Source organism: Arthrobacter sp. Z5-13, assembly GCF_056499105.1.
This window is the reverse complement of sequence record NZ_CP096460.1, coordinates 3,677,738-3,704,715: the sequence shown is the minus strand read 5'-3', so window position 1 is coordinate 3,704,715 and position 26,978 is coordinate 3,677,738. Positions and strand designations below refer to the sequence as shown.

Genomic DNA, 26,978 nt, shown 5'->3' with positions numbered 1-26,978 from the left:
ATCAGGCGTTGACGATGAGGCCAAGCTCGGCTTTGGAAGCCAAAGCCTCGTGCTTCGGGAGTACCCTCACCGTGTAGCCGAACGAGCCTGAGCGGTCGATCAGCAGCGAGCCGCTGAAGAGGTGCCGGCCCTTACCGAGATCTTCCTTAGCAACGAGCTCCACCACGGTGATGTCCGCCAGTTCGTCGGTTTCTTCGGCCCGGCCGTAAGCAACCTCAACGTAGACATCGTCCGGCGTCAGCTCATGCAGGGCCACGTAGGCGTTGACCTGCAGGGTGTCACCGATCTGCGGGTCCTCGGACACGCCCACGGAGTCAACGTGTTCCACCTGGATCTGCGGCCAGGCGGCCCTGATCTTGGAAGTCCAGGCAGCGAGGCTCTTGGCCTGAGAAAACGAGTGCGCCGTGGCAGACCTTCCGGCAACGGCAGCCGGACGGTACAAAATGTTCACGTAGTCCTGCAACATGCGGTCCGCCGAGACCGCTGGCCCCAGGTGTGCCATGGTGTGCTTGATCATCGACACCCAGTGTGTTGGAACCTTTTCAGGCCCGGTCTGGGAAGGACCTGCCGCCCCTGCACCTTCGGAGACAGTGGAGCCATAGAACCGCGGCGCCACCTGGGTTTCGAGCAGCTCATAGAGCGCAGCGGCCTCAATGTCGTCGCGCTCCTCAGGAGAGGCGTCGTTGTTGGCCGTCGGAATCGCCCAGCCGTTCTCGCCGTCGTACATCTCATCCCACCAGCCATCCAGCACCGAGAGGTTCAGGGAGCCATTGATGGCAGCCTTCATTCCCGAGGTTCCGCAGGCTTCCAGCGGTCGCAGGGGATTGTTGAGCCACACGTCGCAACCAGGGAAAAGCGTCCTGGCCATCGCGATGTCGTAGTTAGGCAGGAAGGCGATGCGATGCCGCACTTCGGGATCGTCGGTGAAGCGGACCAGGTCCTGGATCATCTTCTTGCCCGCATCGTCGGCAGGATGGGATTTGCCGGCGATAACCAGTTGAATCGGATGCGTCTTGTGGAGGAGCAGTGCTTTCAGCCGGTCAGGTTCACGCAGCATCAGCGTCAGGCGCTTGTACGTGGGAACGCGCCGGGCAAATCCGATGGTCAGCACATCGGGATCCAGCACCGAATCGGTCCACCGGAGCTCTGCGTCGGCCGCACCTCGCTTCTTCCATGACGCACGGAGCCGGCGGCGCACATCTTCCACCAGGGACACCCGCATCTCACGACGGAGCGCCCAGACGTCCTCATCGCTGACGTTATAGGCCAGATCCCAGCGGCCGGCAGCCTCAGCTTCGGCGCCGAACTGCTCCCGGGCAAGTTTGGAGACCCGTCCGTCCACCCAGGTGGGAACGTGGACGCCGTTGGTAACGGACGTGATGGGAATTTCCGAATGGTCAAAGCCTGGCCAAAGCGCCGAGAACATTCCACGTGAAACCACACCATGGAGTTTTGCTACGCCGTTGGCCCGCTGTGCCAGCCGCAGGCCCATGACCGCCATATTGAAGACCGACGCGTTGCCTCCCGCAAAGTTTTCGCGGCCCAGGTCCAGGATCTTCGAGACGGGGACGCTGGGCGCCAGGCCGGCTTCGAAGAAGTGCTGGATCTGGGAGGCCTCGAAGCGGTCGATTCCTGCGGGCACGGGCGTGTGGGTGGTGAAAACCGTGGACGCCCTCCCGGCTGCCAAGGCTTCCTCCCAGCTGAGCGGATGTTCTGCCGACATGAGCTCCTGGATGCGTTCGATTCCCAGGAATCCGGCGTGGCCTTCGTTCGTGTGGAACACCTCAGGTGCGGGAATGCCCGTGAGCTTCTGGTAGGCGCGGAGTGCCTTGACTCCACCCATGCCCAGCAGGAGCTCCTGCTGAAGCCTGTGGTCCCCGCCGCCCCCGTACAGCCGGTCCGTGATGCTTCGGGCGGCGTCGTCGTTTCCGGGAACGTTGGAATCCAGCAGCAAAAGCGGAACGCGTCCGACGTCGGCACGCCAGATATGCGCCAGAAGGCGCCGGCCGTGGGGGAGGGGAAGCGAGATCTGCAGGGGCTTACCGTTGCCGTCGGGGGATGCTTCCCGCAGCAGCGTCAGCGGCAGCCCATCTGGATCCAGGACCGGGTAGGTTTCCTCCTGCCACGCGTCACGGGACAGGGACTGTTTGAAGTAGCCAGCCTGGTAAAGCAGTCCCACACCGATCAACGGGACGCCCAGATCCGAGGCAGCCTTGAGGTGGTCGCCGGCCAGGATACCGAGACCGCCCGAGTACTGGGGAAGCACTTCGGTAATACCGAATTCGGGGGAGAAATAGGCGATGCAGGCGGGGGCATCTTCGCCAAGGCCCTGGTACCAGCGGGGCTGTTCGAGGTAACGGTCCAGGTCCTCGGCTGCCTCCTGTACCCGGCGGACAACGTCCTGGTCAGCGGCCAGCCGCTGAAGTTCCTCGCGGCTCACCAACCCCAGGAAAGTCACCGGATCGTTGGAGCTTTCGCGCCAGATTCTGGGGTTCAGACCTTCAAACAGCTCACGGGTGGGGCGATGCCACGACCAGCGTAAATTGCCCGCCAATCGAGCAAGCGGTCGGATCGACTCCGGAAGAACGGTTCGGACGGTAAATCTGCGGATTGCCTTCACCTGCGCCACACTAACGGACAACTCCGACTCGTCGGAACATGTGGAGGTTTCATTTGTGTAAATGACGAATCGCTGAGTCAGAAAAAGATCGCTTCCTTAGCATTTCCCCGGATTTCTCGATAACGTCGAGCCTGTGACTAATTCCCGAACCAGTGCCACATCCAAGCAAAAGCCCAAGGCTCTGATCACGGACGGCCTGCAATTCGGCCGTTTCCCGATCACAAATGTGGGGCCAGTTGTTGAGGGCGGGAAGTTCCCCGCCAAGGCATTGCCAGGCGAAGACCTGGTGGTGTCTGCCACCGCTTTCCGCGAGGGCCATGATCAGCTCGGCGTGAGCGCAGTGCTCCTGGACCCCAAGGGGAAAGAGCGGCAACGCGTCCGGCTGTTTCCGCCCCGCGGCGACCGCGGCAAGGGCACAGACCTCTGGGAAGGCATCCTGACGCCCACGTCCACCGGCAACTGGTCTTTTATGATCGAGGCCTGGAACGACCGTTACGGAACATGGCACCACAACGCCGAAGTCAAGGTTGGGGCCGGCATCGACGTGGAGCTCATGCTCGCCGAAGGTGCCGCGATCCTGGCCGAAGCCGCGGAGGACTCGAGCCGAAACTCAGCCGATCGGCGCACTCTTCGCACCGCCGTCGTCGTTCTTTCCGATACATCGCTGTCTCCCGAGGAACGCCTGGCGGCGGGCTTCAGCGAGGACATAGCCGCCGTCGTCGAACGCCAGCCCATCAGGGACATGGTCACCACCTCGGAGCAATTCCCCCTCCTCGTAGAGCGCGACCTCGCTGGCCGCGGCGCCTGGTATGAATTCTTCCCCCGCTCCGAAGGCGCGGTACGGAACCACGAAACCGGTGAATGGATTTCAGGAAATTTCCAGACCGCCGCTAAGCGCCTTGAAGCTGTGGCCGCCATGGGATTCGACATCATCTACATGCCGCCCATCCACCCCATCGGCGTGCAGCACCGCAAGGGGCCAAACAACACGCTGATCGCCGGGCCCAACGACCCCGGTTCGCCTTGGGCTATCGGCGCCAAGGAAGGCGGCCATGACGCCATCCATCCGGACCTTGGCACGTTCGAAGACTTTGACTCTTTTGTGGCACGGGCAGGCGAACTGGGCCTTGAAGTGGCGCTGGACCTGGCCTTGCAGGCAGCCCCGGACCACCCGTGGGTGCAGTCGCATCCGGAATGGTTCACAACGCGGGTGGACGGCAGCATTGCCTACGCCGAGAACCCGCCGAAAAAGTACCAGGATATTTTCCCGCTGAATTTCGATAACGATCCCGCTGGGCTGTCAAACGAGATTCTTCGCATTGTGCTGTTGTGGGTGAGCCACGGGGTCAAAATTTTCCGTGTTGATAACCCGCACACCAAACCCGTCTGGTTCTGGGAATGGCTCATCCGCAAGGTCAACAAAAAGCACCCCGAGGTTGTCTTCCTGGCCGAGGCTTTCACCCGGCCTGCCATGATGCACGCACTGGGCCGGGCTGGTTTCCAGCAGTCCTACACATACTTCACCTGGCGCAATACCAAGACTGAGCTGGAGACGTACTTCCAGGAGGTCAGTCACGAGTCGGCGGCGTACTTCCGTCCCAACTTCTTCGTCAACACACCGGACATCCTCACCGAGTACCTGCAGTATGGAGGACCGGCGGCATTCAAGATCAGGGCCACCCTCGCAGCAACGGCAAGCCCGATCTGGGGAATGTACGCCGGCTATGAACTGTATGAGCATGTAGCCCGCCCTGGAGCCGAGGAGTACATCGACAACGAGAAGTTCGAGTACAAGGCCCGCGACTGGGACGCCGCTGCAGCCTCGGGAAGGACCCTGGCGCCGTACATCACCAGGCTCAACGAGATCAGGCACACCCACCCTGCGCTGGGCGACCTCCAGAACCTGACCCTGCACCAGAGCACTGACGAAGCCACCATTGTTTACTCCAAGCACAAATCCCTCCCTGACGGCACCAAGGACACCCTGATCATTGTGGTCAACGTGGATCCGCATAGCGCCCGCGAGAGTACGGTTGCCCTTGATCTGGCCGCCTTGGAGCTCGATCCGGAGAACCTCACGCCTGGCGGCGGATTCCGGGTGGACGACCTTGTGTCCGGCGAGAGTTATGAGTGGGGGGAGTACAACTACGTAAGGCTTGACGCGCACATCGAACCTGCCCACATCTTCAGCATCCGGAGGTAGCCTAGTGAGTTTCAGCCCGCAGAACCCTACCCATCACTTCACGCCCAAGAGCAGCTTCGAACTGAACGCGCCCGGACTACCGCACGATCCAATGTGGTACCGGAAGGCGGTCTTCTACGAGGTCCTTGTCCGTGGGTTTGCAGACGGCAACGGAGACGGCTCGGGGGACTTTCACGGACTGATCGAAAAGCTCGACTACCTGCAATGGCTCGGCGTTGACTGCCTGTGGCTGCCGCCCTTCTTCCAGTCTCCGCTGCGTGACGGCGGGTACGACATCTCGGACTACAACTCCGTGCTGGACGAGTTCGGCACCATCAGCGATTTCAAGCGGCTGGTCGCAGAGGCGCATGCCCGCGGCGTCCGCGTGATTATCGATCTTCCGCTGAACCACACTTCCGATCAGCATCCGTGGTTCCAGGAGTCGCGGAAGGATCCGGACGGGCCTTTCGGGGATTTTTACGTGTGGAGCGATACGGATGAGAAGTATCAGGACGCGCGCATCATCTTCGTCGATACCGAGGAGTCCAACTGGACCTTCGACCCCATCCGCCGGCAGTTTTTCTGGCACCGCTTCTTCAGCCACCAGCCGGACCTGAACTTTGAGAACCCCCGGGTCATCGATGCGCTGTTCGACGTCGTGAGGTTCTGGCTGGACCAGGGCATCGACGGTTTCCGTGCGGATGCGATTCCCTACCTCTTTGAAGAGGAGGGGACCAACTGCGAAAACCTGCCGGCAACCCATGAGTTCCTGCGCAAGCTCCGGAAAATGGTGGACGAGAACTACCCGGGCCGCGTCATAATCGCAGAGGCCAACCAGCCGCCCAACGAGGTGGTGGAGTACTTCGGGACCGAGGAAGAGCCCGAATGCCACATGGCGTTCCACTTCCCCATCATGCCCCGGCTCTACTACGCCCTACGGGACCAGAAGGCGGCACCCATCATCGAAACGATGCGGGATACGCCGGACATTCCGGAGGGCGCCCAATGGGGAACTTTCCTTCGGAACCATGACGAACTCACCCTCGAGATGGTCACAGCGGACGAACGCGCAGCAATGCTGGGCTGGTACGCCCCGGATCCCCGGATGCGGGCGAATATCGGCATCCGACGCAGACTCGCCCCGCTCCTGGACAATTCGCGGTCCGAGATCGAGCTGATCAACGCGTTGCTGCTCTCCCTGCCTGGAAGCCCATTCCTGTACTACGGGGACGAGATCGGCATGGGGGATAACATCTGGCTCGAAGACCGCGACGCTGTCCGCACTCCTATGCAGTGGAACCCTGACCGCAACGCCGGCTTCTCCCATGCGGATCCGGGCAAGCTGTACCTGCCTGTCATTCAATCCCTCGTGTATAACTACTCCATGGCCAACGTGGAAGCTGAGGCTGCCCACTCGGGCTCGCTGCTGCGGTGGACCCGGCAAATCCTGAGCGTCCGCCGGAACCATCCGGCCTTCGGCCTCGGCGGTTTCCGGCACATTGAAGCCGATCACGACGTCGTACTTGCGTACCTGCGTGAACTTCCGGAGGGCAACTCGGCAGGGGAGGAAGGCGAAACCATCCTTTGCGCGTTCAACCTCTCGCAGCATCCTGTAGCCACCACGCTCCGGGTGCCGCAGTTGGCCGGCCGCGGGCTCCGGGACGTCTTCGGCGGCCAGACGTTCCCGCCCATCGGTGACGACGGCAACCTTACGCTGACCCTGGGAAGCCACGACTTTTTCTGGCTGAGGGTACGTTCGGCGGCGTCCAACCCATCGTCCCCCTACACCCAGGCGATGCCGATCCTTTCCATCGAGGGCTGACATGCGGACAACAACACTCAACCCGCCGCTCAGCGAACTCCTCACGGCCTGGCTTCCGTCCCAACGCTGGTTTCCGGTCAAGGGCGCCGACTTTTCCCTGGCCCCCGTAGGCGGACTCACCTTGACTGACAGGGAATCCGGTGTTGGCCATGAAGTCTTCATGGTTGCTGTCACCTACTCCACTGCCGACGGCGCCAGCCGCACCGATGTGGTTCAAGTGCCCCTCAGCTACCGGAACGAACCCTTGCCGGGAGCCGATGCAGCCCTTGTCGGCGAAAGTGTCCATTCGGATCTGGGACACCGGTGGATCTACGACGCCGTCCACGACCGCGGCTTCATATCGTCGTGGCTGGACCTGATGCGGACCGAGAGCACAGCCCCTGGCGGGACTGCTGAGGGGCACCTTCTCCCCTCAGGATTCCGGTTGCCAACCACGGAGGGTAAGGTCCGGGTTCTCTCAGGTGAGCAGTCCAACAGTTCTGTCATCGTGGACGACGGCGAATCGGCGGCAATCCTGAAGTTCTTCCGCGTCCTTACCGCAGGACGCAATCCCGAGGTGGAGGTGGGGGCAGCTTTGACTGCTGCCAGTACCGTCGAGGTGCCTGCCACCCTTGGCTGGGTGACTGGACAGTGGGATGCCCCGGGCAGAGGGCCGGATGGGGCGGCCATTGGTCAGGGGGAACCCGTGCACGGAGAGCTCGCCGTGGCACATGAGTTCCTTGCCGGAGGGCTGGACGCCTGGCGCCTCGCAGTGGATGCAGCCACCAGCGGTAGGGATTTCTCCAGGGAAGCCCATGACCTTGGCGTGGCTACAGCCACTGTGCACCGCAGGCTGGCTGAGACCCTTGGACTCACGGCTGAATCGTCCCCCGGGAAGGACATCGCACCCGGAGTGGCCCAGCGCGTGCGGCAGTCCTGGGCGGAAGCGGGCACCGCCGTAGGGCCGTACGACGACGAACTGGCAGTCCTGCTCAACCGCTTGGACGGTTGTGAGGCGGGTCCCCTGCAGCGGATCCACGGTGACCTCCACCTCGGGCAGATTCTGCAGGTCCCAGGAGCAGGGGAAGATCCCGCCCGGTGGGCGATTTTGGACTTTGAGGGTGAACCGCTGCGGCCTATTTCGGAACGCAACCAACCTGACGTCCCCCTCAGGGACGTCGTGGGCATGCTGCGGTCTTTCGACTACGCCGCCGGTGCGGCCGTCCGTGAAACAGCAGGAACTGAAGTGCCCGTTTCGTGGGTGGATGACTGCGCCGAGGCGTTTCTCGCCGGCTATGCGGAGGTCACACCGGGAACGATTGACCGCGAATCCCCCTTGTTCGTGGCATTGTGGCTGGATAAGGCACTTTACGAAGTCGTTTATGAATTGCGGAACAGGCCGGGGTGGCTGGCCATTCCAGTGAACGCATCCCAGCGTCTCCTTAGCAGTACAGGCTCCGGCACACCCGCCGGAGCGGCAGCGGAAGGTAACAAGAACATGACAGGCTCAGCACGCACCGAACGGCCCGGGGCGCCTCTACACGTGAATCCCGATGTCCTGGCGAAAGTCGCTGCGGGGGAGTATCACGCTCCCCACTCGGTCCTGGGTGCACACCTGGACGATCATGGCCACGTCACCATCAGGACGGTGAAGCACCTCGCGGAGGCTGTTTCCGTTGTCACTGCTGCCGGAACTTTCCCCATGTCCCACGAGGCACATGGCATATGGGTCGCTGTCCTGGATCCCATCGATCCTGGCCATGTTCCGGATTATCGGCTCGAGGTCACCTACGAGGACCGGTTGCCGCAGACCACCGACGATCCCTACCGCTATCTTCCGACTGTCGGAGAAGTGGACCTGCACCTGATCGGCGAAGGCCGGCACGAGAAGCTTTGGGAAGTACTCGGAGCACACGTTCAGAACTATGCCTCGTCGTTGGGAGAAATCCATGGCGTCTCCTTCGCCGTCTGGGCACCGAATGCAGAGGCATTGCGCGTAAAGGGTGATTTCAACGCGTGGGACGGCCGGGAGTACTCGATGCGCTCGCTTGGTTCCTCAGGCGTGTGGGAACTCTTCATCCCAGGCGTTGTAGCAGGGGCGTGCTACAAATTCGAGATCAAGACCAAGGCCGGTCATTGGATCGAGAAGGCTGATCCGCTGGCCTTCGGCACGGAGGTCCCACCCCTGACGGCGTCCCGCGTTGTTGACTCCACGTACAACTTCCAGGATGCCGAATGGATGGCTGCCCGTGCGGAGCGTGACCCGCACAACTCGGCCATGAGCGTTTACGAAGTCCACTTGGGCTCCTGGCGCGTGGGACTGGACTACCGCCAACTTGCCAAGGAACTCGTGGAGTACGTGAAGTGGCTTGGCTTCACGCACGTGGAGTTCATGCCCGTGGCTGAGCACCCGTTCGGCGGCTCCTGGGGATACCAGGTCACCTCGTATTTCGCCCCCACATCACGGTTCGGGCACCCCGATGAGTTCCGCCACCTCGTCGACGCCCTCCACCAGGCAGGCATCGGTGTGCTGCTGGACTGGGTCCCCGCGCACTTTCCCAAGGACTCGTGGGCGCTGGCACAGTTCGATGGTCAACCACTCTACGAACACGCGGATCCCAACCTGGGCGAGCACCCCGACTGGGGAACGCTCATTTTCGACTTCGGCCGGACTGAAGTGCGGAACTTCCTGGTATCCAATGCCCTGTACTGGCTGGATGAGTTCCACATTGACGGACTAAGGGTAGATGCTGTCGCATCCATGCTCTACCTGGATTACTCCCGGGAAGACGGCCAGTGGCAGCCCAACAGGTTCGGTGGCCGGGAAAACCTGGAAGCCATGTCCTTCCTCCAGGAAGCCAACGCCACCGTCTACAAGACCCACCCCGGTGCCGTCATGATCGCGGAAGAATCTACTGCCTTCCCCGGCGTGACCGCACCTACCAGCCACAACGGACTCGGGTTCGGGATCAAATGGAACATGGGGTGGATGCACGATTCGCTGAAGTACATCTCCGAAAACCCCGTCAACCGCAAGTGGCACCACGGCACGGTCACGTTCTCGCTTGTCTACGCCTTCACCGAGAACTTCCTCCTGCCCATCAGCCACGATGAAGTTGTGCACGGCAAGGGGTCGATGCTGCGCAAGATGCCCGGCGATCGCTGGCAGCAGCTGGCCAATCTCCGTGCGTTCCTCGCTTTCCAGTGGGCGCATCCTGGCAAGCAGCTTATTTTTATGGGCACCGAATTCGGTCAGGAAGCTGAATGGTCCGAACAGCATGGCCTTGACTGGTGGCTGGCCGACATTCCTGCCCATCGTGGAGTCCAGCTCCTGACCAAGGACCTGAACGAGTTGTACAGCTCGACGCCGGCTCTGTACCAGCGCGACAACGAGCCTGGCGGTTTCCAGTGGATCGACGGCGGCGATGCTGATCGGAACGTGCTGACGTTCATCCGCTGGGATACCAAGGGAAGCCCGGTAGTCGTCGCGGTGAACTTCTCCGGCGGCCCGCATCAGGACTTTGTGCTTGGGGTTCCGTCAGCAGGTGCTTGGGATGAAGTTCTCAACACCGACGCCGTTGCTTATGGCGGCTCGGGAGTGGAGAACAAGGGCACCCTGAAAGCGACTGGACCCGGGGTGGACGGACAACCGGCAAGCTTGAGTGTGACGCTGCCTCCGCTGGGGGCTGCTTACTTCAAGCCGGTTACCGATACCCTGCCAGGTTTGCCGCCCGCCATCGTGCTGTAAAGAGCGATGTAAACAGTGGTCTAAGCAACGGGCCGGCGAGAGCCGGCAGAGCTGCCGAGAACAACCACTGGGAGCCCGGAATCGAGACGATTCCGGGCTCCTTTCCGATGGATGGCCACCGGGCTGGGACGTTTTGTCTCCGGGGCAAAGTAGTGGTAACGTTAATACCCGCGCTGCTCCCCGGAGTCGGTCGGTGAAGATGATTCAGACGCCTCAGGCAAAAATGAGTCAGGATCCCCGATTTGACAAGGGTGAAGCTAGCGGGTAAGTTTGAAAAGTTGCTCCGGAGCGATCCACGGCTGTTTGTTGTTGTGGTGGTGCCGGGTGTGTCTGTTGTTTGAGAACTCAATAGTGTGCCAAGTTTGTTGATACCAATTGTTTTATTGATTGGTTGAATTGGCCAGGTTGTCCACCCCGTGGATGGTCTGGTTTTTTTGGCTGGTTTCAAATTTTGTGCGGCCTTGTTTCCCGTTTTCCCGGGGGATTTGGTTGTGTCTGTTTTTGTTTTACTTCAACGGAGAGTTTGATCCTGGCTCAGGATGAACGCTGGCGGCGTGCTTAACACATGCAAGTCGAACGATGATGCCAGCTTGCTGGTGGATTAGTGGCGAACGGGTGAGTAACACGTGAGTAACCTGCCCTTAACTCTGGGATAAGCCTGGGAAACTGGGTCTAATACCGGATATGACTCCTCATCGCATGGTGGGGGGTGGAAAGCTTTATTGTGGTTTTGGATGGACTCGCGGCCTATCAGCTTGTTGGTGAGGTAATGGCTCACCAAGGCGACGACGGGTAGCCGGCCTGAGAGGGTGACCGGCCACACTGGGACTGAGACACGGCCCAGACTCCTACGGGAGGCAGCAGTGGGGAATATTGCACAATGGGCGAAAGCCTGATGCAGCGACGCCGCGTGAGGGATGACGGCCTTCGGGTTGTAAACCTCTTTCAGTAGGGAAGAAGCGAAAGTGACGGTACCTGCAGAAGAAGCGCCGGCTAACTACGTGCCAGCAGCCGCGGTAATACGTAGGGCGCAAGCGTTATCCGGAATTATTGGGCGTAAAGAGCTCGTAGGCGGTTTGTCGCGTCTGCTGTGAAAGACCGGGGCTCAACTCCGGTTCTGCAGTGGGTACGGGCAGACTAGAGTGATGTAGGGGAGACTGGAATTCCTGGTGTAGCGGTGAAATGCGCAGATATCAGGAGGAACACCGATGGCGAAGGCAGGTCTCTGGGCATTAACTGACGCTGAGGAGCGAAAGCATGGGGAGCGAACAGGATTAGATACCCTGGTAGTCCATGCCGTAAACGTTGGGCACTAGGTGTGGGGGACATTCCACGTTTTCCGCGCCGTAGCTAACGCATTAAGTGCCCCGCCTGGGGAGTACGGCCGCAAGGCTAAAACTCAAAGGAATTGACGGGGGCCCGCACAAGCGGCGGAGCATGCGGATTAATTCGATGCAACGCGAAGAACCTTACCAAGGCTTGACATGGGCCAGACCGCCGCAGAAATGTGGTTTCCCCTTTGGGGCTGGTTCACAGGTGGTGCATGGTTGTCGTCAGCTCGTGTCGTGAGATGTTGGGTTAAGTCCCGCAACGAGCGCAACCCTCGTTCTATGTTGCCAGCACGTGATGGTGGGGACTCATAGGAGACTGCCGGGGTCAACTCGGAGGAAGGTGGGGACGACGTCAAATCATCATGCCCCTTATGTCTTGGGCTTCACGCATGCTACAATGGCCGGTACAAAGGGTTGCGATACTGTGAGGTGGAGCTAATCCCAAAAAGCCGGTCTCAGTTCGGATTGGGGTCTGCAACTCGACCCCATGAAGTCGGAGTCGCTAGTAATCGCAGATCAGCAACGCTGCGGTGAATACGTTCCCGGGCCTTGTACACACCGCCCGTCAAGTCACGAAAGTTGGTAACACCCGAAGCCGGTGGCCTAACCCCTTGTGGGAGGGAGCTGTCGAAGGTGGGACTGGCGATTGGGACTAAGTCGTAACAAGGTAGCCGTACCGGAAGGTGCGGCTGGATCACCTCCTTTCTAAGGAGCACCTACAGTCACCTTGCCTCATGTATGTGAGTGTGGAGGGGTTGTCAGGAGTAAAGGCCCATTGCGCAGGCGATTGTTCTGCGGTGGGTGCTCAAGGGTGGAATATCAACAAATAGCGGCCTCGTGGTTGTTGTCCCTGTTCAGTACGGTTGTTCTCCTTTTGGAGGGTGTCCTGGAACGGCGGGGGTGGTGGTTCACGGGTTTAGTGTTTGGCACACTGTTGGGTCCTGAGGCAACAGGACCGGGAGGGTAACTTTCCGGGTTTGTTTGTTTCTGGTTTCCTGGCTGCATCGATCATGCGCGTTGAACCCTTTTTGGGGTGGTGTGTGGGGTGTGTGGTTTGGGGTTGTTGTTTGAGAACTACATAGTGGACGCGAGCATCTTTTATAAGAAGCAATTTCCAAGAATATGAACCTGGATCTGTGCTGCGGATGTGGTTGTGCCTTTGCCTCTTTTGGGGGTTGGGTGTGGCTGTGTTTGTGGTGTGGTTCCCATAGGTTCTCTCGAAATGTTTTTTTGATCTTTTGTGGTCAAGTTTTTAAGAGCACACGGTGGATGCCTTGGCATTAGGAGCCGAAGAAGGACGTAGGAATCTGCGATAAGCCTGGGGGAGTCGATAACCGGACTTTGATCCCAGGGTCTCCGAATGGGGAAACCCCGCCAGACGCGCGAGTGATCTGGTGACCCGCATCTGAACACATAGGGTGCGTGGAGGGAACGCGGGGAAGTGAAACATCTCAGTACCCGCAGGAAGAGAAAACAATAGTGATTCCGTTAGTAGTGGCGAGCGAACGCGGATCAGGCTAAACCGTTCCATGTGTGATAGCCGGCGGGCGTTGCATGGTCGGGGTTGTGGGACTTTCCGTTCTGTCTCTGCCGGGACAGTGAGGTGAGAGTACGGGCATAGGTGAACGGTCTTGAAAGGCCGGCCAGAGAGGGTGTGAGCCCCGTAACCGAAATGTTGTGTACCGCCTGGAGAGTATCCCAAGTAGCACGGGGCCCGAGAAATCCCGTGCGAATCTGTCAGGACCACCTGATAAGCCTAAATACTCCCTAATGACCGATAGCGGACCAGTACCGTGAGGGAAAGGTGAAAAGTACCCCGGGAGGGGAGTGAAACAGTACCTGAAACCGTGTGCTTACAATCCGTCGGAGCAGCCGTGAGTAATCACAAGTAGCTGTGACGGCGTGCCTTTTGAAGAATGAGCCTGCGAGTTAGTGTTACGTCGCGAGGTTAACCCGTGTGGGGAAGCCGTAGCGAAAGCGAGTCTGAATAGGGCGTTGCAGTGGCGTGATCTAGACCCGAAGCGAAGTGATCTACCCATGGCCAGGTTGAAGCGACGGTAAGACGTCGTGGAGGACCGAACCCACTTCAGTTGAAAATGGAGGGGATGAGCTGTGGGTAGGGGTGAAAGGCCAATCAAACTTCGTGATAGCTGGTTCTCCCCGAAATGCATTTAGGTGCAGCGTTGCGTGTTTCTTACCGGAGGTAGAGCTACTGGATGGCCGATGGGCCCTACAAGGTTACTGACGTCAGCCAAACTCCGAATGCCGGTAAGTGAGAGCGCAGCAGTGAGACTGTGGGGGATAAGCTTCATAGTCGAGAGGGAAACAGCCCAGACCACCAACTAAGGCCCCTAAGCGTGTGCTAAGTGGGAAAGGATGTGGAGTTGCGAAGACAACCAGGAGGTTGGCTTAGAAGCAGCCATCCTTAAAAGAGTGCGTAATAGCTCACTGGTCAAGTGATTCCGCGCCGACAATGTAGCGGGGCTCAAGTACACCGCCGAAGTTGTGGCATTCAGATTTTTGCTAAGCCCTTGTGGTTCAGGCGTCTGGATGGGTAGGGGAGCGTCGTGTGGGCAGTGAAGTCGCGGTGTAAACCAGCGGTGGAGCCTACACGAGTGAGAATGCAGGCATGAGTAGCGAAAGACGGGTGAGAAACCCGTCCGCCGAATGATCAAGGGTTCCAGGGTCAAGCTAATCTGCCCTGGGTAAGTCGGGACCTAAGGCGAGGCCGACAGGCGTAGTCGATGGACAACGGGTTGATATTCCCGTACCGGCGAAAAACCGTCCATGCTGAACAGGGGATACTAACCGCCCGAGACCTGACCGATCACCCTTGTGGTGTGAGGTTTTTGGTGGAGCGCGGGACCTGATCCTGGGAGGTAAGCGTATTAACAGGTGTGACGCAGGAAGGTAGCCGAGCCGGGCGATGGTTGTCCCGGTCTAAGGATGTAGGGCGAACGGTAGGCAAATCCGCTGTTCATGATGCCTGAGATCTGATGGGACTCCCGTAAGGGGGGATTCGGTGATCCTATGCTGCCTAGAAAAGCATCGGCGCGAGGTTTTAGCCGCCCGTACCCCAAACCGACACAGGTGATCAGGTAGAGAATACTAAGGCGATCGAGAGAATTATGGTTAAGGAACTCGGCAAAATGCCCCCGTAACTTCGGGAGAAGGGGGGCCCCCATCGTGATGGACACTTGCTGTCCGGAGCGTGCAGGGGCCGCAGAGACCAGGGGGAAGCGACTGTTTACTAAAAACACAGGTCCGTGCGAAGTCGCAAGACGATGTATACGGACTGACTCCTGCCCGGTGCTGGAAGGTTAAGAGGACCGGTTAGCCGCAAGGCGAAGCTGAGAATTCAAGCCCCAGTAAACGGCGGTGGTAACTATAACCATCCTAAGGTAGCGAAATTCCTTGTCGGGTAAGTTCCGACCTGCACGAATGGAGTAACGACTTCCCCGCTGTCTCAACCATAAACTCGGCGAAATTGCAGTACGAGTAAAGATGCTCGTTACGCGCAGCAGGACGGAAAGACCCCGAGACCTTTACTATAGTTTGGTATTGGTGTTCGGAGTGGCTTGTGTAGGATAGGTGGGAGACGTTGAAGCCCGGACGCCAGTTCGGGTGGAGTCATCGTTGAAATACCACTCTGGTCACTTTGGACATCTAACTTCGGCCCGTAATCCGGGTCAGGGACAGTGCCTGATGGGTAGTTTAACTGGGGCGGTTGCCTCCTAAAAAGTAACGGAGGCGCCCAAAGGTTCCCTCAGCCTGGTTGGCAATCAGGTGTCGAGTGTAAGTGCACAAGGGAGCTTGACTGTGAGAGAGACATCTCGAGCAGGGACGAAAGTCGGGACTAGTGATCCGGCGGTACATTGTGGAATGGCCGTCGCTCAACGGATAAAAGGTACCTCGGGGATAACAGGCTGATCTTGCCCAAGAGTCCATATCGACGGCATGGTTTGGCACCTCGATGTCGGCTCGTCGCATCCTGGGGCTGGAGTAGGTCCCAAGGGTTGGGCTGTTCGCCCATTAAAGCGGTACGCGAGCTGGGTTTAGAACGTCGTGAGACAGTTCGGTCCCTATCCGCTGCGCGCGCAGGAAATTTGAGAAGGGCTGTCCTTAGTACGAGAGGACCGGGACGGACGAACCTCTGGTGTGTCAGTTGTACTGCCAAGTGCACCGCTGATTAGCTACGTTCGGATGGGATAACCGCTGAAAGCATCTAAGCGGGAAGCTCGCTTCGAGATGAGATTTCCATACACCTTGTGTGTGAGAGGCCCCCAGCCAGACCACTGGGTTGATAGGCCGGATGTGGAAGCGAGGACTAACGACTCGTGAAGCTGACCGGTACTAATAGGCCGATAACTTACACCACACACCAATGCGTGAACGGCATTCAAAAGACGTTCACACCAAGCACTGGTAAAAAGAAAACAAGACTGCTTGCGTCCACTATGTGGTTCCCAACCAACAAACCCGAACACGGTTTGCCTGGCCACGGGAACACCACAACTGAATAACAACACCACAACTGCCCCCAAAAAGGGCAGGAAACATGTTGTAACCACAAACTTCCCACACCACCCCACACAACGGGGTTGCGTGAACGGGTAAAAAGGTTACGGCGGTCATAGCGTGGGGGAAACGCCCGGTCCCATTCCGAACCCGGAAGCTAAGACCCACAGCGCCGATGGTACTGCACCCGGGAGGGTGTGGGAGAGTAGGTCACCGCCGGACACTATTTATGATTCAGGCCCTGACAAGGATTGTCGGGGCCTGAGTCTTTTAACGCCGGTTAACCGCTGCTGAAGCGTGTCTTCGAAGGCCGGTACAGTTGGTGTCCATGAACAACCTCTTCAGCCATGCGCCGCTGGATGACGATCTGCCGCCGGGCTCAGAAGCGCTGGACCCCGTCGTGAACACAGTGGTGGTGCCAGGCCCCGTTTCCCAGGCGTTCATTGGCTTCACCGAGCACACCCACCTCTGGTGGCCCCTGGATACCATCAGCGTCTTTGGCGTTGGATCCTATGTGGAGTTCGAAGAGAACCTCATCCTCGAAACGGCTGATGATGGCCGCACCGCTGTCTGGGGATCGATCGACGATTGGCAGCCGCCGCTCTCCTTTCATGCCAGCTGGCACCCGGACAGCACAGCAGTCTGGTCAACAGAGCTTCGGGTGGCGTTCAAGGCTGTTGATGGCGGAACAGAGCTAAGACTCGTCCACAGCGGCTGGGAAGGTTCAGATGACCCGCTGCAGGCCCGCGGCAAGTGGCTCGAGGCCTGGCCACTGGTGTTGGGCCGGTTCGTTCGCTTCATGGGTGGCGCGGGGGATTAGGGCGTCGCAGAGCACCGTATCTAGGGGCGTTTGAAGGAAGAATCGTCCGGAGGAACTGCAGTGCTGGACCGGATCAGAAACTTTGCCGGATATTCCGCCTCGGTTGCGATGTTGCCGGCATCGCCGTCGAGGCCTGACAAGAGCATGCTGACGGCAAGAGAACCTTGGTCACGCGCGCCCTGGTCGATTGTGGTCAGGCCGAACACTTCCCCGAGTTCGTGGCCGTCGAAGCCGATGACGGAAAGGTCATAGGGGATACGGAGGCCGAAATCCCGGGCAGCCAGGATTGCCCCGATTGCCATCTCATCGGAAGCGGCGAAAATGGCAGTAGGGCGCTCGGCCGTGCTTCCCAGGAGCGTCCTGGCGCTGGCGTAGGCACCTTGAATCGTGAAGTCGGCTGGGATGTGCCACTCGGGGCGAACAGCGAGGCCAGCGTCCCGCATGGCCTTCTCAAAGCCGCTTTGCCTGGTACCGGGCAGCTCAAAATCCTGCTCATAAACGGATCCGCCGGTCAGGTGGGCAATGCGCTTATGACCCAAACGGATCAAGTGGTTAGTGGCGGCCACCGCCAGGCCAAAATCGTCAATCCGGATACTGGAAGCCCCAGGGAGTGTGCCGCCGATGCCAACGATCGGTCTGTGGACCGCCAGCAACTTGCGGATCTCGGCCTCGCTGAGCTTGAGAGCTACGGCTATGACACCGTCCACACGCTTTCTGAGGAGGAAGTCGTTCAGGACGCTGTGGCGATGCTTGGGCCCTTCGCTCACGTTGTACAGAGTGAGGTCATATCCGGCGTCGATCAGGGTGGCTGAAATGCCCTCCATCACCGACGAGAAATACCAGCGGTGAACGGACGGAACCACCACGCCAATATTGTGGTTCCGCCCGGAGGCCAGGCTGGAGGCGTGATAGGAGGGCACAAAACCCAGCTCGGCTGCTGCAGCCCGGGCGCGTTCCCGGCTACGGGAGGAGACAGGTCCCTTCCCGCTCAGGGCGCGCGATACGGTGGCGATGGAGAGGCCGGCCCGTTCCGCAACGTCCTTAATACCGGCCATACGCTAGCTCTCCGCCTCCTCGACAGTGACCTTCATCCAAACAGTTTCATTTGAGCCTAGCCGATGTCCAAGCTCGGAAACGGACTGGTCACTAGCAGGGGTTGCAGACCCGCTCCGCAGGAGCACCCTTCCCGGAGGCAATTCCAGGGGCTCGTGATTGAGGTTCATCACCACCAGCGTGCTGCCATTGAGATAGGCGAGGGATGAGCCGGTGCAGTAATGCTCCAACCAGGACAGGGAGCCGGCACCCAGCCCGAGCTCCCGGCGGGTGGAAAGCATGCGGCGGTAAAGGTTCAGGTGCGACGACGGCGATGCAGCCTGAGCATCCCGGGCGAGTTGCTTGAAGCTTTCGGGCTGGGGGAGCCAAGGCTCCTGGCCGTCGCCGAAGCCGTTGTGCGGCTCATCTGCACGCCAGGGCAGGGGTACTCGGCAGCCGTCCCTGCCCAGACGTGCTCCGCCCGTTCGGGCAAAAGTGGGATCCTGCCGCTGGCCGTCAGGAATATCGATGCCGTCGGGAAGTCCGAGTTCCTCGCCCTGGTACAGGTACGCACCACCCGGCAGGCCCAGCATGAACATGGAGGCTGCAGCTGCGCGGCGGCGGCCCAAGGCTTCGTCGGGCTGGTGATCCCAGACCCCTATACCGTCTCCGTCGCGGGGCCCAGAGCCGTTGTAGCCAAACCGGCTGGCGTGCCGGACGACGTCGTGGTTGGAAAGGACCCAGGTGCTGGGTGCCCCCACGGCGTCGAGGGTCAGCAGCGAGTCTGTGATCACCCCACGAAGGCGGTGGACATCAAGCCCGGCGTGAAGATAGGGGAAGTTGAAGGCCTGGTGCATCTCGTCCTGACGGACCCAGTCAGCCAGACGCGGCAGCGGATCCACATTGGCCTCTGCACAGAGGATCCTGTCTGGGCCATAGCTCTCCAGAATCAGGCGCCACTTGCGATAAATGGCGTGCAAAGCAGGCTGACCGAACATTGGGGCTTCATGGCCGGGGAATCCGTCGGAGCTGCCGCCGTCTGCCCTGCCTCCCCAATCCGGAAGACCAGGCGCTTTGACGAGTGCATGGGCGACATCAACCCGGAAACCTGAGACGCCGCGGTCAAGCCAGAAGCGCAGGACCCGCTCGAACTCTTCATGGACCGCCTGGTTGTCCCAGTTGAAGTCCGGCTGAGAGGAGTCGAAGAGGTGCAGGTACCACTGGCCCGGAGTGCCGTCCGGCTCAGTGATCCGGGTCCAGGCAGGTCCGCCGAAGTGGGATGCCCAGTTATTCGGCGGTTCTTCGCCGGAAAGGCCGGTGCCGTCACGGAAGATGAACATGTCCCGTTCCGGGCTGCCGGGAGCGGCGGCTAGCGCGGCCTGAAAGGCCACATGCTGGTCAGAACAGTGGTTGGGGACGAGGTCCACGATGACTCGCAGATGCAGCCGGTTGGCTTCTGCAATCATTACGTCGAAGTCAGTCAAAGTCCCGAAGAGCGGATCTACATCGCAGTAGTCGCTGACGTCGTAGCCGGCATCGCGCTGAGGGGACCGGTAAAAGGGTGACAACCACACGGCGTCGACGTCGAGATCGGCCAGCTGCGGAAGCTCGGCGGTGATTCCCGCGATGTCACCAATTCCATCACCATTCATATCCCGGAACGACCGTGGATAAACCTGGTAAATGACGGCGGAGCGCCACCACCCCGGAGCCTCATCTTTCCCATGGATCAGGGTCAAAGGTCCGGCGAGAGGAGCGGGCGTCTGAAGTAGAGAATCGACTGACATGCATCGATGGTAGACCTCTGGCTGAAAAAACTGAAAACGCTTCCAGTTATGGAATGTCACACTAATGAATGGACAATAAATGAGAAGCACGCTGATTAAGTCCGCTGAATGACTGGAGAAATGCGCTGGCACCGATCAAGGATTGTCCACCGACAGCAAGTGGATAAACAATCCGATCGACCTGTTTTCTCACTAAAAATGGAAGCGTTTGCAGTTGTTTGGGGACCGATCCCGGTGGCGTGACACGTTCTGCCGCCCTGAGGCTGGGCCGCGGTTTAGACTGAAGTCCGGGTTGAGACAGGAAGCGGAGGCAGTGTGTCCACGATTGTTGAAGGGCTCCGGAGCACGCTGGGTCCTCGGAAGGTTGCCTCGGATGATTTGTCCCTGGCCGCTGTAGCCGTGGATCAGGCCCCGGTGCTGGATTACCACCTTCCAGTGGCCGTCGTATGGGCGGAATCGATTGAGGACGTCCAGAGTGTGGTCCGCCTTTGTGCCAGCCACGGCGTGCCGATCGTTGCCCGCGGGGCAGGCACAGGGGTTTCAGGCGGTGCCCACGCGAGCGAAGGCTGTGTAGTGCTGTGCCTTGAACGAATGAACCGTATCCTGGCCCTGAACCCCGAGGATGAGACAGCCGTGGTGGAACCTGGCGTCATCAACTCCCGGCTCAACGATGCCGCCGCGGAGCATGGCCTCATGTATGCGCCGGACCCGGCAAGCTACAGGGTTTCCACCATCGGCGGCAACGTTGCAACCAACGCTGGAGGCCTTCGGTGTGCGAAGTACGGTGTCACCAGGGATTCCGTCCTCGCCCTGGACGTGGTTCTGGCCGATGGATCACTCCTGCACACAGGCCACCAGACGTTTAAAGGGGTTGCCGGCTACGACCTGACGGGACTCTTTGTTGGCTCGGAAGGCACCCTGGGCATCGTTGTGGGCGTGACTGTCCGGCTAAGGTACCTTCCTCCGAAGGTGCAGACCATCGCGTCCTTTCATCCCGACTTCAAAAGCGCTGCAGCAGGAGTCCTTGCGGTCGGCAAGGCGAGGGTCCAGCCAGCCATCATGGAACTGCTTGACGGCGCCACCCTGCGCCAGCTGGACGCCATCCATGGTTCGGATCTGAGCGCCAGGGGAGGATCCCTGCTCCTGATCCAGACCGATGGCTTTGGAGCAGAAGTGGAAGCCGATATCATTCGGAACGTTCTGACCGCTGGAGGGGCATTGGTCAGCACGGCCTTCAGCGAGGAAGCCGAGAGGTTGGTGGCCTTGCGGCGGCACAGCCGTGGCGCGGAAGTGGACGACGAGTACAGAGTGGGCGAGGACGTCGCCGTTCCACGCTCCAAGCTGGTGGACTACATCGCCGCCCTGGAGCTGATGGCGGCTGAGTTCAAAGTGATGCTCAAGGTGGTGGCCCACGCAGGCGACGGCAATCTCCACCCGACGTTCTGGGTTGAACGGGCGGATGCCTCCGTGGGCGAGGATGACATGAAGCGGCTGAACGAGGCCTTGGACAAATCGATCTCGGTGGCCTTGGCCATGGGCGGAACCATCACCGGAGAGCATGGGATCGGCCAGTACAAACTGCGCTGGCTCGGGCTCGAGCAGCCCGAACCGCTGCGCAAGTTGCAGCACAACATCAAAGAACTCTTTGACCCCTTGGGAATTCTCAACCCCGGTAAGGCCATCTAAGGCAGGATGGCTAAGCTGAACCCTTTTAACCCGCCAGCGCTAAAACGCCGGCCGCGAGGCCGGCGAAGTAGTCAGTCGTCGACGTCGGGATACTCGTCGATGGATTCATCGGCGCCGTACCGTGAGTCTTCGGTTTCAACTTCCAGGATTCTCAGCAGCCCGGTATCGGGATTCAGCATGATGGCAGCCTCGTCGCGGCGATGGCGGAGGATGGAGTCGATATAGGACTGGACGGCCTCGGCCAGCGGTATGTGGCGTTCCTGCTTTTCGGACATGTACCAGCGGTGCTCCAGGACCTCGTGAACGGCTTCGGCTGGCTCCAGCTTCCCGGAGAGATCCCGGGGGATGGAGCGGACGATCGGTTCGAAGATCTGGCTGACCCAAAGGTGGGCGCTATATTCCTCGTCCATCCCGGGGTTGTTGTCCGCGCGGAAGGTATCCATGTCGTTGAGGAGCCGACGGGCCTGGTTTTCCTGGGCATCCAGGCCCGTCAGACGCAGCAGGCGGCGCTGATGGTGGCCGGCGTCCACTACCTTTGGCTGCAGCTGGATGGTTGAGCCATTCTGGGTGGTCTTGATGGCATATTCCTCCACATCAAAACCCAGTTCATTCAGGCGACGGATGCGTGCGCCTACCCGCCACCGCTCACCAAGTTCGAAGGATTCCTTTTCCGTGAGCTCTGCCCACAACCGCCGGTAGCTGTCCATGATGAGCTCGCTGGTGGCGACAGGATCCACCTTGTCCTCAATAAGACCGCCATCGAGGAGGTCCATCAGTTCTCCGGCGATGTTCACTCGGGCTATTTCGAGATCGTACTCGCGCTGCCCGGTGGAGAGGTCCGGATAGAGTTCCCCGGTTTCGGCATCCACAAGGTAAGCAGCGAAGGCGCCGGCGTCACGGCGGAACAGGGTGTTGGACAACGAAACGTCGCCCCAATAAAACCCGATCAGGTGAAGCCGTACCATCAGCAGTGCCTGGGCATCGATGAGGCGTGTAAGGGTGTCTTTGCGGAGCATCTGCGAAAACAGGGCCCGGTATGGCATGGAGAACTTCAGGTGTCGCGTGACCAGAACGGGGTTCAAAGGCCTGCCGTCCGGGGTGGTGCGGCCTGTGATGACCGCAACGGGTTCCACACACGGGACATCGAGCCGGGCGAGCTTCCGGAGCATGTGGTATTCGTGGCGGGCCACGTGCTCCGAGGTCTCCTTGATGGCGATGACCGAATGCCCAAGGTGCGCGAAGCGCACAATGTGCCGCGAGATACCACGGGGCAGGGCTGCCAGGCTCTCTGCCGGCCATTCCTCCAGAGCAATGTGCCACGGCAGATCCAGCAGTTCTGGATCGGCTGCGGCTGCGGTAATGCTCAGGGAACTGGATACCGCTGAGAGTTTCTCATCATTGGCACTTGCGGCCTGGAACCGAGGCAGCTTCCCGATCTGGCCGTAGTCAGTTGGTTCATCGTGCCATTGGGCATTGTTTTCCTCGGTCATGAAGCAATTCTTCCGTAGAGAGGGCCAGCGAGCCTAAATCCAGAACAGGACCAGGCATTAACGCCCGACGGCGGCCTTCCGGTGAGGAGGGCCGCCGTCGTTCATGTTGTGAGCCGGTGAACCGGTGGGGACTAGTCGCCCAGACGATCGCCTGTCTTGGTGTCGAACAGGTGTACGTGGCCGGACTGGGGACGGACGTAGATGACCTCGCCCTTCATCGGAGGGCGGCGGCCGTCGACGCGTGCCACGATGTCGTGGTCCTTGCCGTCAAGCGTCGTGTGGCCGTAGACGTAGGCGTCGGCGCCGAGCTCTTCGACAACGTCAACTTCAACCTTGAGGCCTTCGCCGGTGGGGGCGGTCTCGAGGTCTTCCGGACGGGATCCGAGGGTTACGGTGCTGCCGTGCGCCTCTTCGAGAATGTTGCGGGGAACGGGGTAAACCGTTCCGCCAAACTGAACGCCACCGTCGACGACGGGGAGCTCGAGGAGGTTCATGGCGGGGGAGCCGATGAAGCCTGCAACGAAAACGTTCGTCGGCTTGTCATAGAGGTTGCGCGGTGTGTCGACCTGCATCAGCAGACCGTCCTTGAGAACAGCAACGCGGTCGCCCATGGTCATGGCCTCAACCTGGTCGTGGGTCACGTAGACGGTTGTGACACCAAGACGACGGGTCAGGGATGCGATCTGGGTACGGGTCTGGACGCGGAGCTTGGCGTCCAGGTTGGAGAGCGGCTCATCCATGAGGAACACCTGCGGGTTACGCACGATGGCGCGGCCCATGGCAACACGCTGGCGCTGACCGCCGGAGAGTGCCTTCGGCTTGCGGTCCAGGTACGGCTCGAGGTCAAGAAGCTTGGCGGCTTCGCGAACGCGCTCGGCGCGCTCTTCCTTGGAAACGCCGGCGATCTTCAGTGCGAAGCCCATGTTGTCAGCAACAGTCATGTGCGGGTACAACGCGTAGTTCTGGAAAACCATCGCGATGTCGCGGTCCTTCGGCGGAACATCGGTGACATCGCGGTCACCGATGAGGATGCGGCCGGCATTTACGTCTTCCAGCCCCGCAAGCATGCGGAGGGAAGTGGACTTGCCACAGCCGGAGGGTCCAACGAGGACCAGGAACTCGCCATCGGCGATTTCAATGTTGAGCTTGTCAACAGCGGGCTTCTCTGTGCCCGGGTACAGACGCGTAGCGTTATCAAAAGTAACTGTTGCCACAGTTATCAATCCCTTCACCGGCAGGTACGTGCCGGACGATCCGTAGTGAATGGTTCATGTAATTCAGTTATATGCTCCCCGTTTTCCGCTAAAGGAAGCCGGGGAGCATCGAATGATGCCGCACGGTTATGTGCGCCACATCACCTTGAAGAGTATGTCAGAAAAAGTGAATTCGGTCATAAGTGTTACGAATGTCACTTGTGATTGCCCGCACCCGGCGCTTTCCGTCTCTTCCGCTTAGGCACTTTCCGCAGCATCACCGAGGCCCAGGAAGCGGGTCCTCTCCCGAAGGAGGGCCTCAAGGAATTCGCCTACCTGAGCAGGGGCCTCCACCCGAAACTCGGCCTGGGTAAAGTCGAAACCGACTTTGAGGCCCAGGTCGCCGGGGACAAGCCGCCCTAAGGCGTCTTCGTCCGTGACGTCGTCCCCTGCAAAGACCACAGCGGTAGCCCCCGAGGACCGCCGCAGGAATTCCATTCCTTCTCCCTTGGAGGCATGAACCACTGAAGATTCAAGAACCCGCTTGCCGTTTTTCAGGTAGACACCGTCCCGGTCCTGAAGGGCGGCCCGGGCTGCGGCGACGGCGTCCTCGGCAACGTCGTCGGAAGCGAGCCTTGTGTGGAGGACTACTCCTGCCGGTTTGTCTTCGAGCAGCGTGCCCGGAGCGACGTCGACGATCTCTTCCATGATTCTCCGGACATCCGCGAGGAGATCGCGTTGCGCGGTATCGAGGGTCAGTTGAGCCGAGTTCGGTCCCAGCCATGCCTCTGCCCCGTGGCTGCCGACCAAGAGGGTTTCAGGTGGGGGTGATGCCACGGCCTGGAGGCTATCCAGGGCCCTGCCCGAGATCAGCGCAGTACTGGTCCTGGGGAGTGCAGCCAGTGCCGCGAAGGCGTCCGCGGACCGGGGAAGGGCGCGCGCGTCGTCGGCGTGATCCACCAAAGGTGCCATGACGCCGTCGAAATCCATGGCTATCAGGAGGTGTTCAGTGCAGGCCACCCGGCGAATGGCCTCCAGGAGTTCAGGGGGCAGGGTGAGCTGTGCCTTGCCTGCGGCCGGGGAGTCACTGGAGTCGGGCTGAATGGGATCAGGAGTCATCGCGGATCACTTTCTCGTTGAGCGCGTGCAGGAAGTCCGCAGACCAATGGTCGACGTCGTGGTCCAGGATCTGACGGCGCATGGAGCGCATCCGCCTGGCGGCTTCCTTGTCTGTCATATTCACGGCCCGCATGATGGTGTCTTTGAGCCCGTCAATATCGTGCGGGTTCATCAGGAGGGCCTGCTTCAGTTGGTCGGCCGCGCCGGCAAACTCACTCAGCACCAGGGCGCCGTCATTGTTGGTGCGTGCCGTGACGTATTCCTTGGCCACCAGGTTCATGCCGTCACGCAGTGCCGTCACAAGCATCACGTCGGCGGCCAGGTAGAGCGCCACCATCTCTTCTACCGGGTAGCTGTGGTGAAGGTAGCGGACCGCCGTGTTCTGGATGGTGTCGTAGGTACCGTTGATGTGGCCCACCGTGCCTTCGACTTCCTCCCTCAGCAGGCGGTAATGCTCAACCCGTTCACGGCTGGGGCTTGCCACCTGGATAAGAGTGGCATCTTCCACCTTCACCTTGCCCTCGTTCAGCAATTCCTCGTAGGCCTTCAGCCGGTGCCGGATCCCCTTGGTGTAGTCCAGGCGGTCGACGCCGAGCATGATGACCTTCGGATTGCCCAGGTCCCGGCGGATCTGCTTGGCACGTTCGATGATCTCCGGCTTGGCTGCCAGTTCACCGATGTGCTTCACGTCGATGGAGATGGGGAAGGCCTGGGCGCGGGCGATGTGGGTGATTTCGCCGTCGCCACCCTTCACATGGACTTGCTGCTGCTTAACGCTCGCGCCGAGGAACCGGCGTGCGGACCGCATGAAGTTTCCGGCGTCACTGTTTCTCTGAAAGCCCACCAGATCCGCACCAAGCAGGCCGTCGATGATCGCACGGCGCCAAGGCAACTGGGCGAAGATCTCCGGTGGGGGAAAGGGAATGTGATTGAAAAAGCCGATCCGGAGGTCGGGCCTGGCCTCCCGGAGCAGGCGCGGTACCAGTTGAAGCTGGTAGTCCTGGACCCATATTGTGGCGCCGTGTCCGGCATGGCGCACGACGGCGTCGGCGAACCGGCGGTTGACCCTGCGGTACGAGTCCCACCAGGTCCGGTGGAACTCCGGCGGGGCAATAACGTCATGGTAGAGCGGCCACAGCGTCGCATTCGAGAAGCCTTCGTAATACAACTCGACGTCTTCCTCGCTGAGCTGGACGGGAATCAGGTCCATGTTGTCGTGGCTGAACGGCTTGACGGTTTCATCAGGAGCCCCGTGCCATCCCACCCAGGCACCTTCGGTCTTGGTCATCATCGGCGCCAATGCCGTGACAAGTCCGCCGGGCGAGCGCCGCCAGCCGTCGCCGTCTTCCTTGGGGCAGCGGTCCACCGGAAGGCGGTTGGACACCACCATAAAATCGTATTGAGCTGAAGATGCGTGGCCTTTTCCGGACGGCGCCCCACCTGCCTGTACATCGTTTGTCCCGCGTGCAGGTCTGTGCATTGGTGCTCCCTGGGGTTGTTGTGGCTCAAATCCACACTACTTGCACGGAATCTTAGGAGCTATTCGTCCGTTGGGAACGTGGACGGGAAAGTTGAAAGTGCAAGCTCCCAGCTTTCTCGCCTAAAATAATGAAGTTGCTACCGGGTGGTCCCCGGACCCGATCGACACGAG

General features: G+C 60.1%; 12 protein-coding genes and 3 rRNA genes. 8 read left to right on the top strand and 7 right to left on the bottom strand.

Annotation, left to right across the window (positions count from 1 at the left end; all coding sequences use genetic code 11):
* Nucleotide 1: 1 nt before the first annotated feature.
* Nucleotides 2–2,620, bottom strand: coding sequence for an alpha-glucan family phosphorylase (gene glgP, locus M1E02_RS17145; RefSeq protein ID WP_479375400.1), 2,619 nt, complete (start codon nucleotides 2,618–2,620; stop codon nucleotides 2–4).
* 133 nt (nucleotides 2,621–2,753) lie between these two features.
* Here glgP and M1E02_RS17140 point away from each other — a divergent pair, with 133 nt between their 5' ends.
* The 7 genes from M1E02_RS17140 to M1E02_RS17110 all read left to right on the top strand — a co-directional run bounded on the left by M1E02_RS17140 (nucleotide 2,754) and on the right by M1E02_RS17110 (nucleotide 17,020).
* Nucleotides 2,754–4,823, top strand: a complete 2,070-nt coding sequence (locus M1E02_RS17140; RefSeq protein WP_479375399.1) for an alpha-1,4-glucan--maltose-1-phosphate maltosyltransferase — start codon at nucleotides 2,754–2,756, stop codon at nucleotides 4,821–4,823.
* A gap of 4 nt (nucleotides 4,824–4,827) precedes the next feature.
* Nucleotides 4,828–6,624, top strand: a complete 1,797-nt coding sequence (gene treS, locus M1E02_RS17135; protein ID WP_479375398.1) for a maltose alpha-D-glucosyltransferase — start codon at nucleotides 4,828–4,830, stop codon at nucleotides 6,622–6,624.
* 1 nt (nucleotide 6,625) lies between these two features.
* Nucleotides 6,626–10,351 carry a 1,4-alpha-glucan branching enzyme gene (locus M1E02_RS17130; RefSeq protein ID WP_479375397.1) on the top strand — a complete coding sequence of 1,242 codons (3,726 nt, stop codon included), beginning with the start codon at nucleotides 6,626–6,628 and terminating at the stop codon, nucleotides 10,349–10,351.
* A 511-nt stretch (nucleotides 10,352–10,862) separates the two neighbouring features.
* A 16S ribosomal RNA gene (locus M1E02_RS17125) occupies nucleotides 10,863–12,387 on the top strand.
* A 537-nt stretch (nucleotides 12,388–12,924) separates the two neighbouring features.
* Nucleotides 12,925–16,060, top strand: a 23S ribosomal RNA gene (locus M1E02_RS17120).
* Between the two features lie 245 nt (nucleotides 16,061–16,305).
* A 5S ribosomal RNA gene (gene rrf, locus M1E02_RS17115) occupies nucleotides 16,306–16,422 on the top strand.
* The 16S, 23S and 5S rRNA genes sit together here, the layout of an rRNA operon.
* Before the next feature lie 106 nt (nucleotides 16,423–16,528).
* Nucleotides 16,529–17,020, top strand: a complete 492-nt coding sequence (locus tag M1E02_RS17110) for an SRPBCC domain-containing protein (protein ID WP_479375396.1) — start codon at nucleotides 16,529–16,531, stop codon at nucleotides 17,018–17,020.
* A gap of 20 nt (nucleotides 17,021–17,040) precedes the next feature.
* Here the strand turns inward: M1E02_RS17110 and M1E02_RS17105 are convergent, their stop codons facing one another.
* A complete protein-coding gene (locus tag M1E02_RS17105) occupies nucleotides 17,041–18,075 on the bottom strand; it encodes a LacI family DNA-binding transcriptional regulator (RefSeq protein WP_479375395.1) in 1,035 nt (344 codons plus the stop codon).
* Between the two features lie 3 nt (nucleotides 18,076–18,078).
* Nucleotides 18,079–19,839 (bottom strand): glycoside hydrolase family 13 protein, encoded by a 1,761-nt coding sequence (locus M1E02_RS17100; protein ID WP_479375394.1) that lies wholly within the window; start codon nucleotides 19,837–19,839, stop codon nucleotides 18,079–18,081.
* 348 nt (nucleotides 19,840–20,187) lie between these two features.
* On the opposite strand from M1E02_RS17100, the gene M1E02_RS17095 reads away from it, so the two are divergent.
* Nucleotides 20,188–21,525 carry an FAD-binding oxidoreductase gene (locus M1E02_RS17095; RefSeq protein WP_479378202.1) on the top strand — a complete coding sequence of 446 codons (1,338 nt, stop codon included), beginning with the start codon at nucleotides 20,188–20,190 and terminating at the stop codon, nucleotides 21,523–21,525.
* Nucleotides 21,526–21,596: 71 nt separating this feature from the next.
* Here the strand turns inward: M1E02_RS17095 and M1E02_RS17090 are convergent, their stop codons facing one another.
* From M1E02_RS17090 to otsA, 4 genes are all read right to left on the bottom strand, one after another.
* Nucleotides 21,597–23,015: a DUF4032 domain-containing protein gene (locus M1E02_RS17090; RefSeq protein WP_479375393.1), complete on the bottom strand. Its 1,419-nt coding sequence runs from the start codon at nucleotides 23,013–23,015 to the stop codon at nucleotides 21,597–21,599.
* 131 nt (nucleotides 23,016–23,146) lie between these two features.
* Complete coding sequence (locus M1E02_RS17085; RefSeq protein ID WP_479375392.1) at nucleotides 23,147–24,229, bottom strand: ABC transporter ATP-binding protein; 1,083 nt, start codon at nucleotides 24,227–24,229, stop codon at nucleotides 23,147–23,149.
* A gap of 237 nt (nucleotides 24,230–24,466) precedes the next feature.
* The gene (otsB, locus tag M1E02_RS17080; protein WP_479375391.1) at nucleotides 24,467–25,327 is read right to left on the bottom strand and encodes a trehalose-phosphatase; all 861 of its coding nucleotides are present in this window, start codon (nucleotides 25,325–25,327) and stop codon (nucleotides 24,467–24,469) included.
* Nucleotides 25,317–26,717 (bottom strand): alpha,alpha-trehalose-phosphate synthase (UDP-forming), encoded by a 1,401-nt coding sequence (otsA, locus tag M1E02_RS17075; protein ID WP_479378201.1) that lies wholly within the window; start codon nucleotides 26,715–26,717, stop codon nucleotides 25,317–25,319. The genes otsB and otsA overlap by 11 nt, the downstream gene beginning before the upstream one ends.
* Nucleotides 26,718–26,978 lie beyond the last annotated feature (261 nt).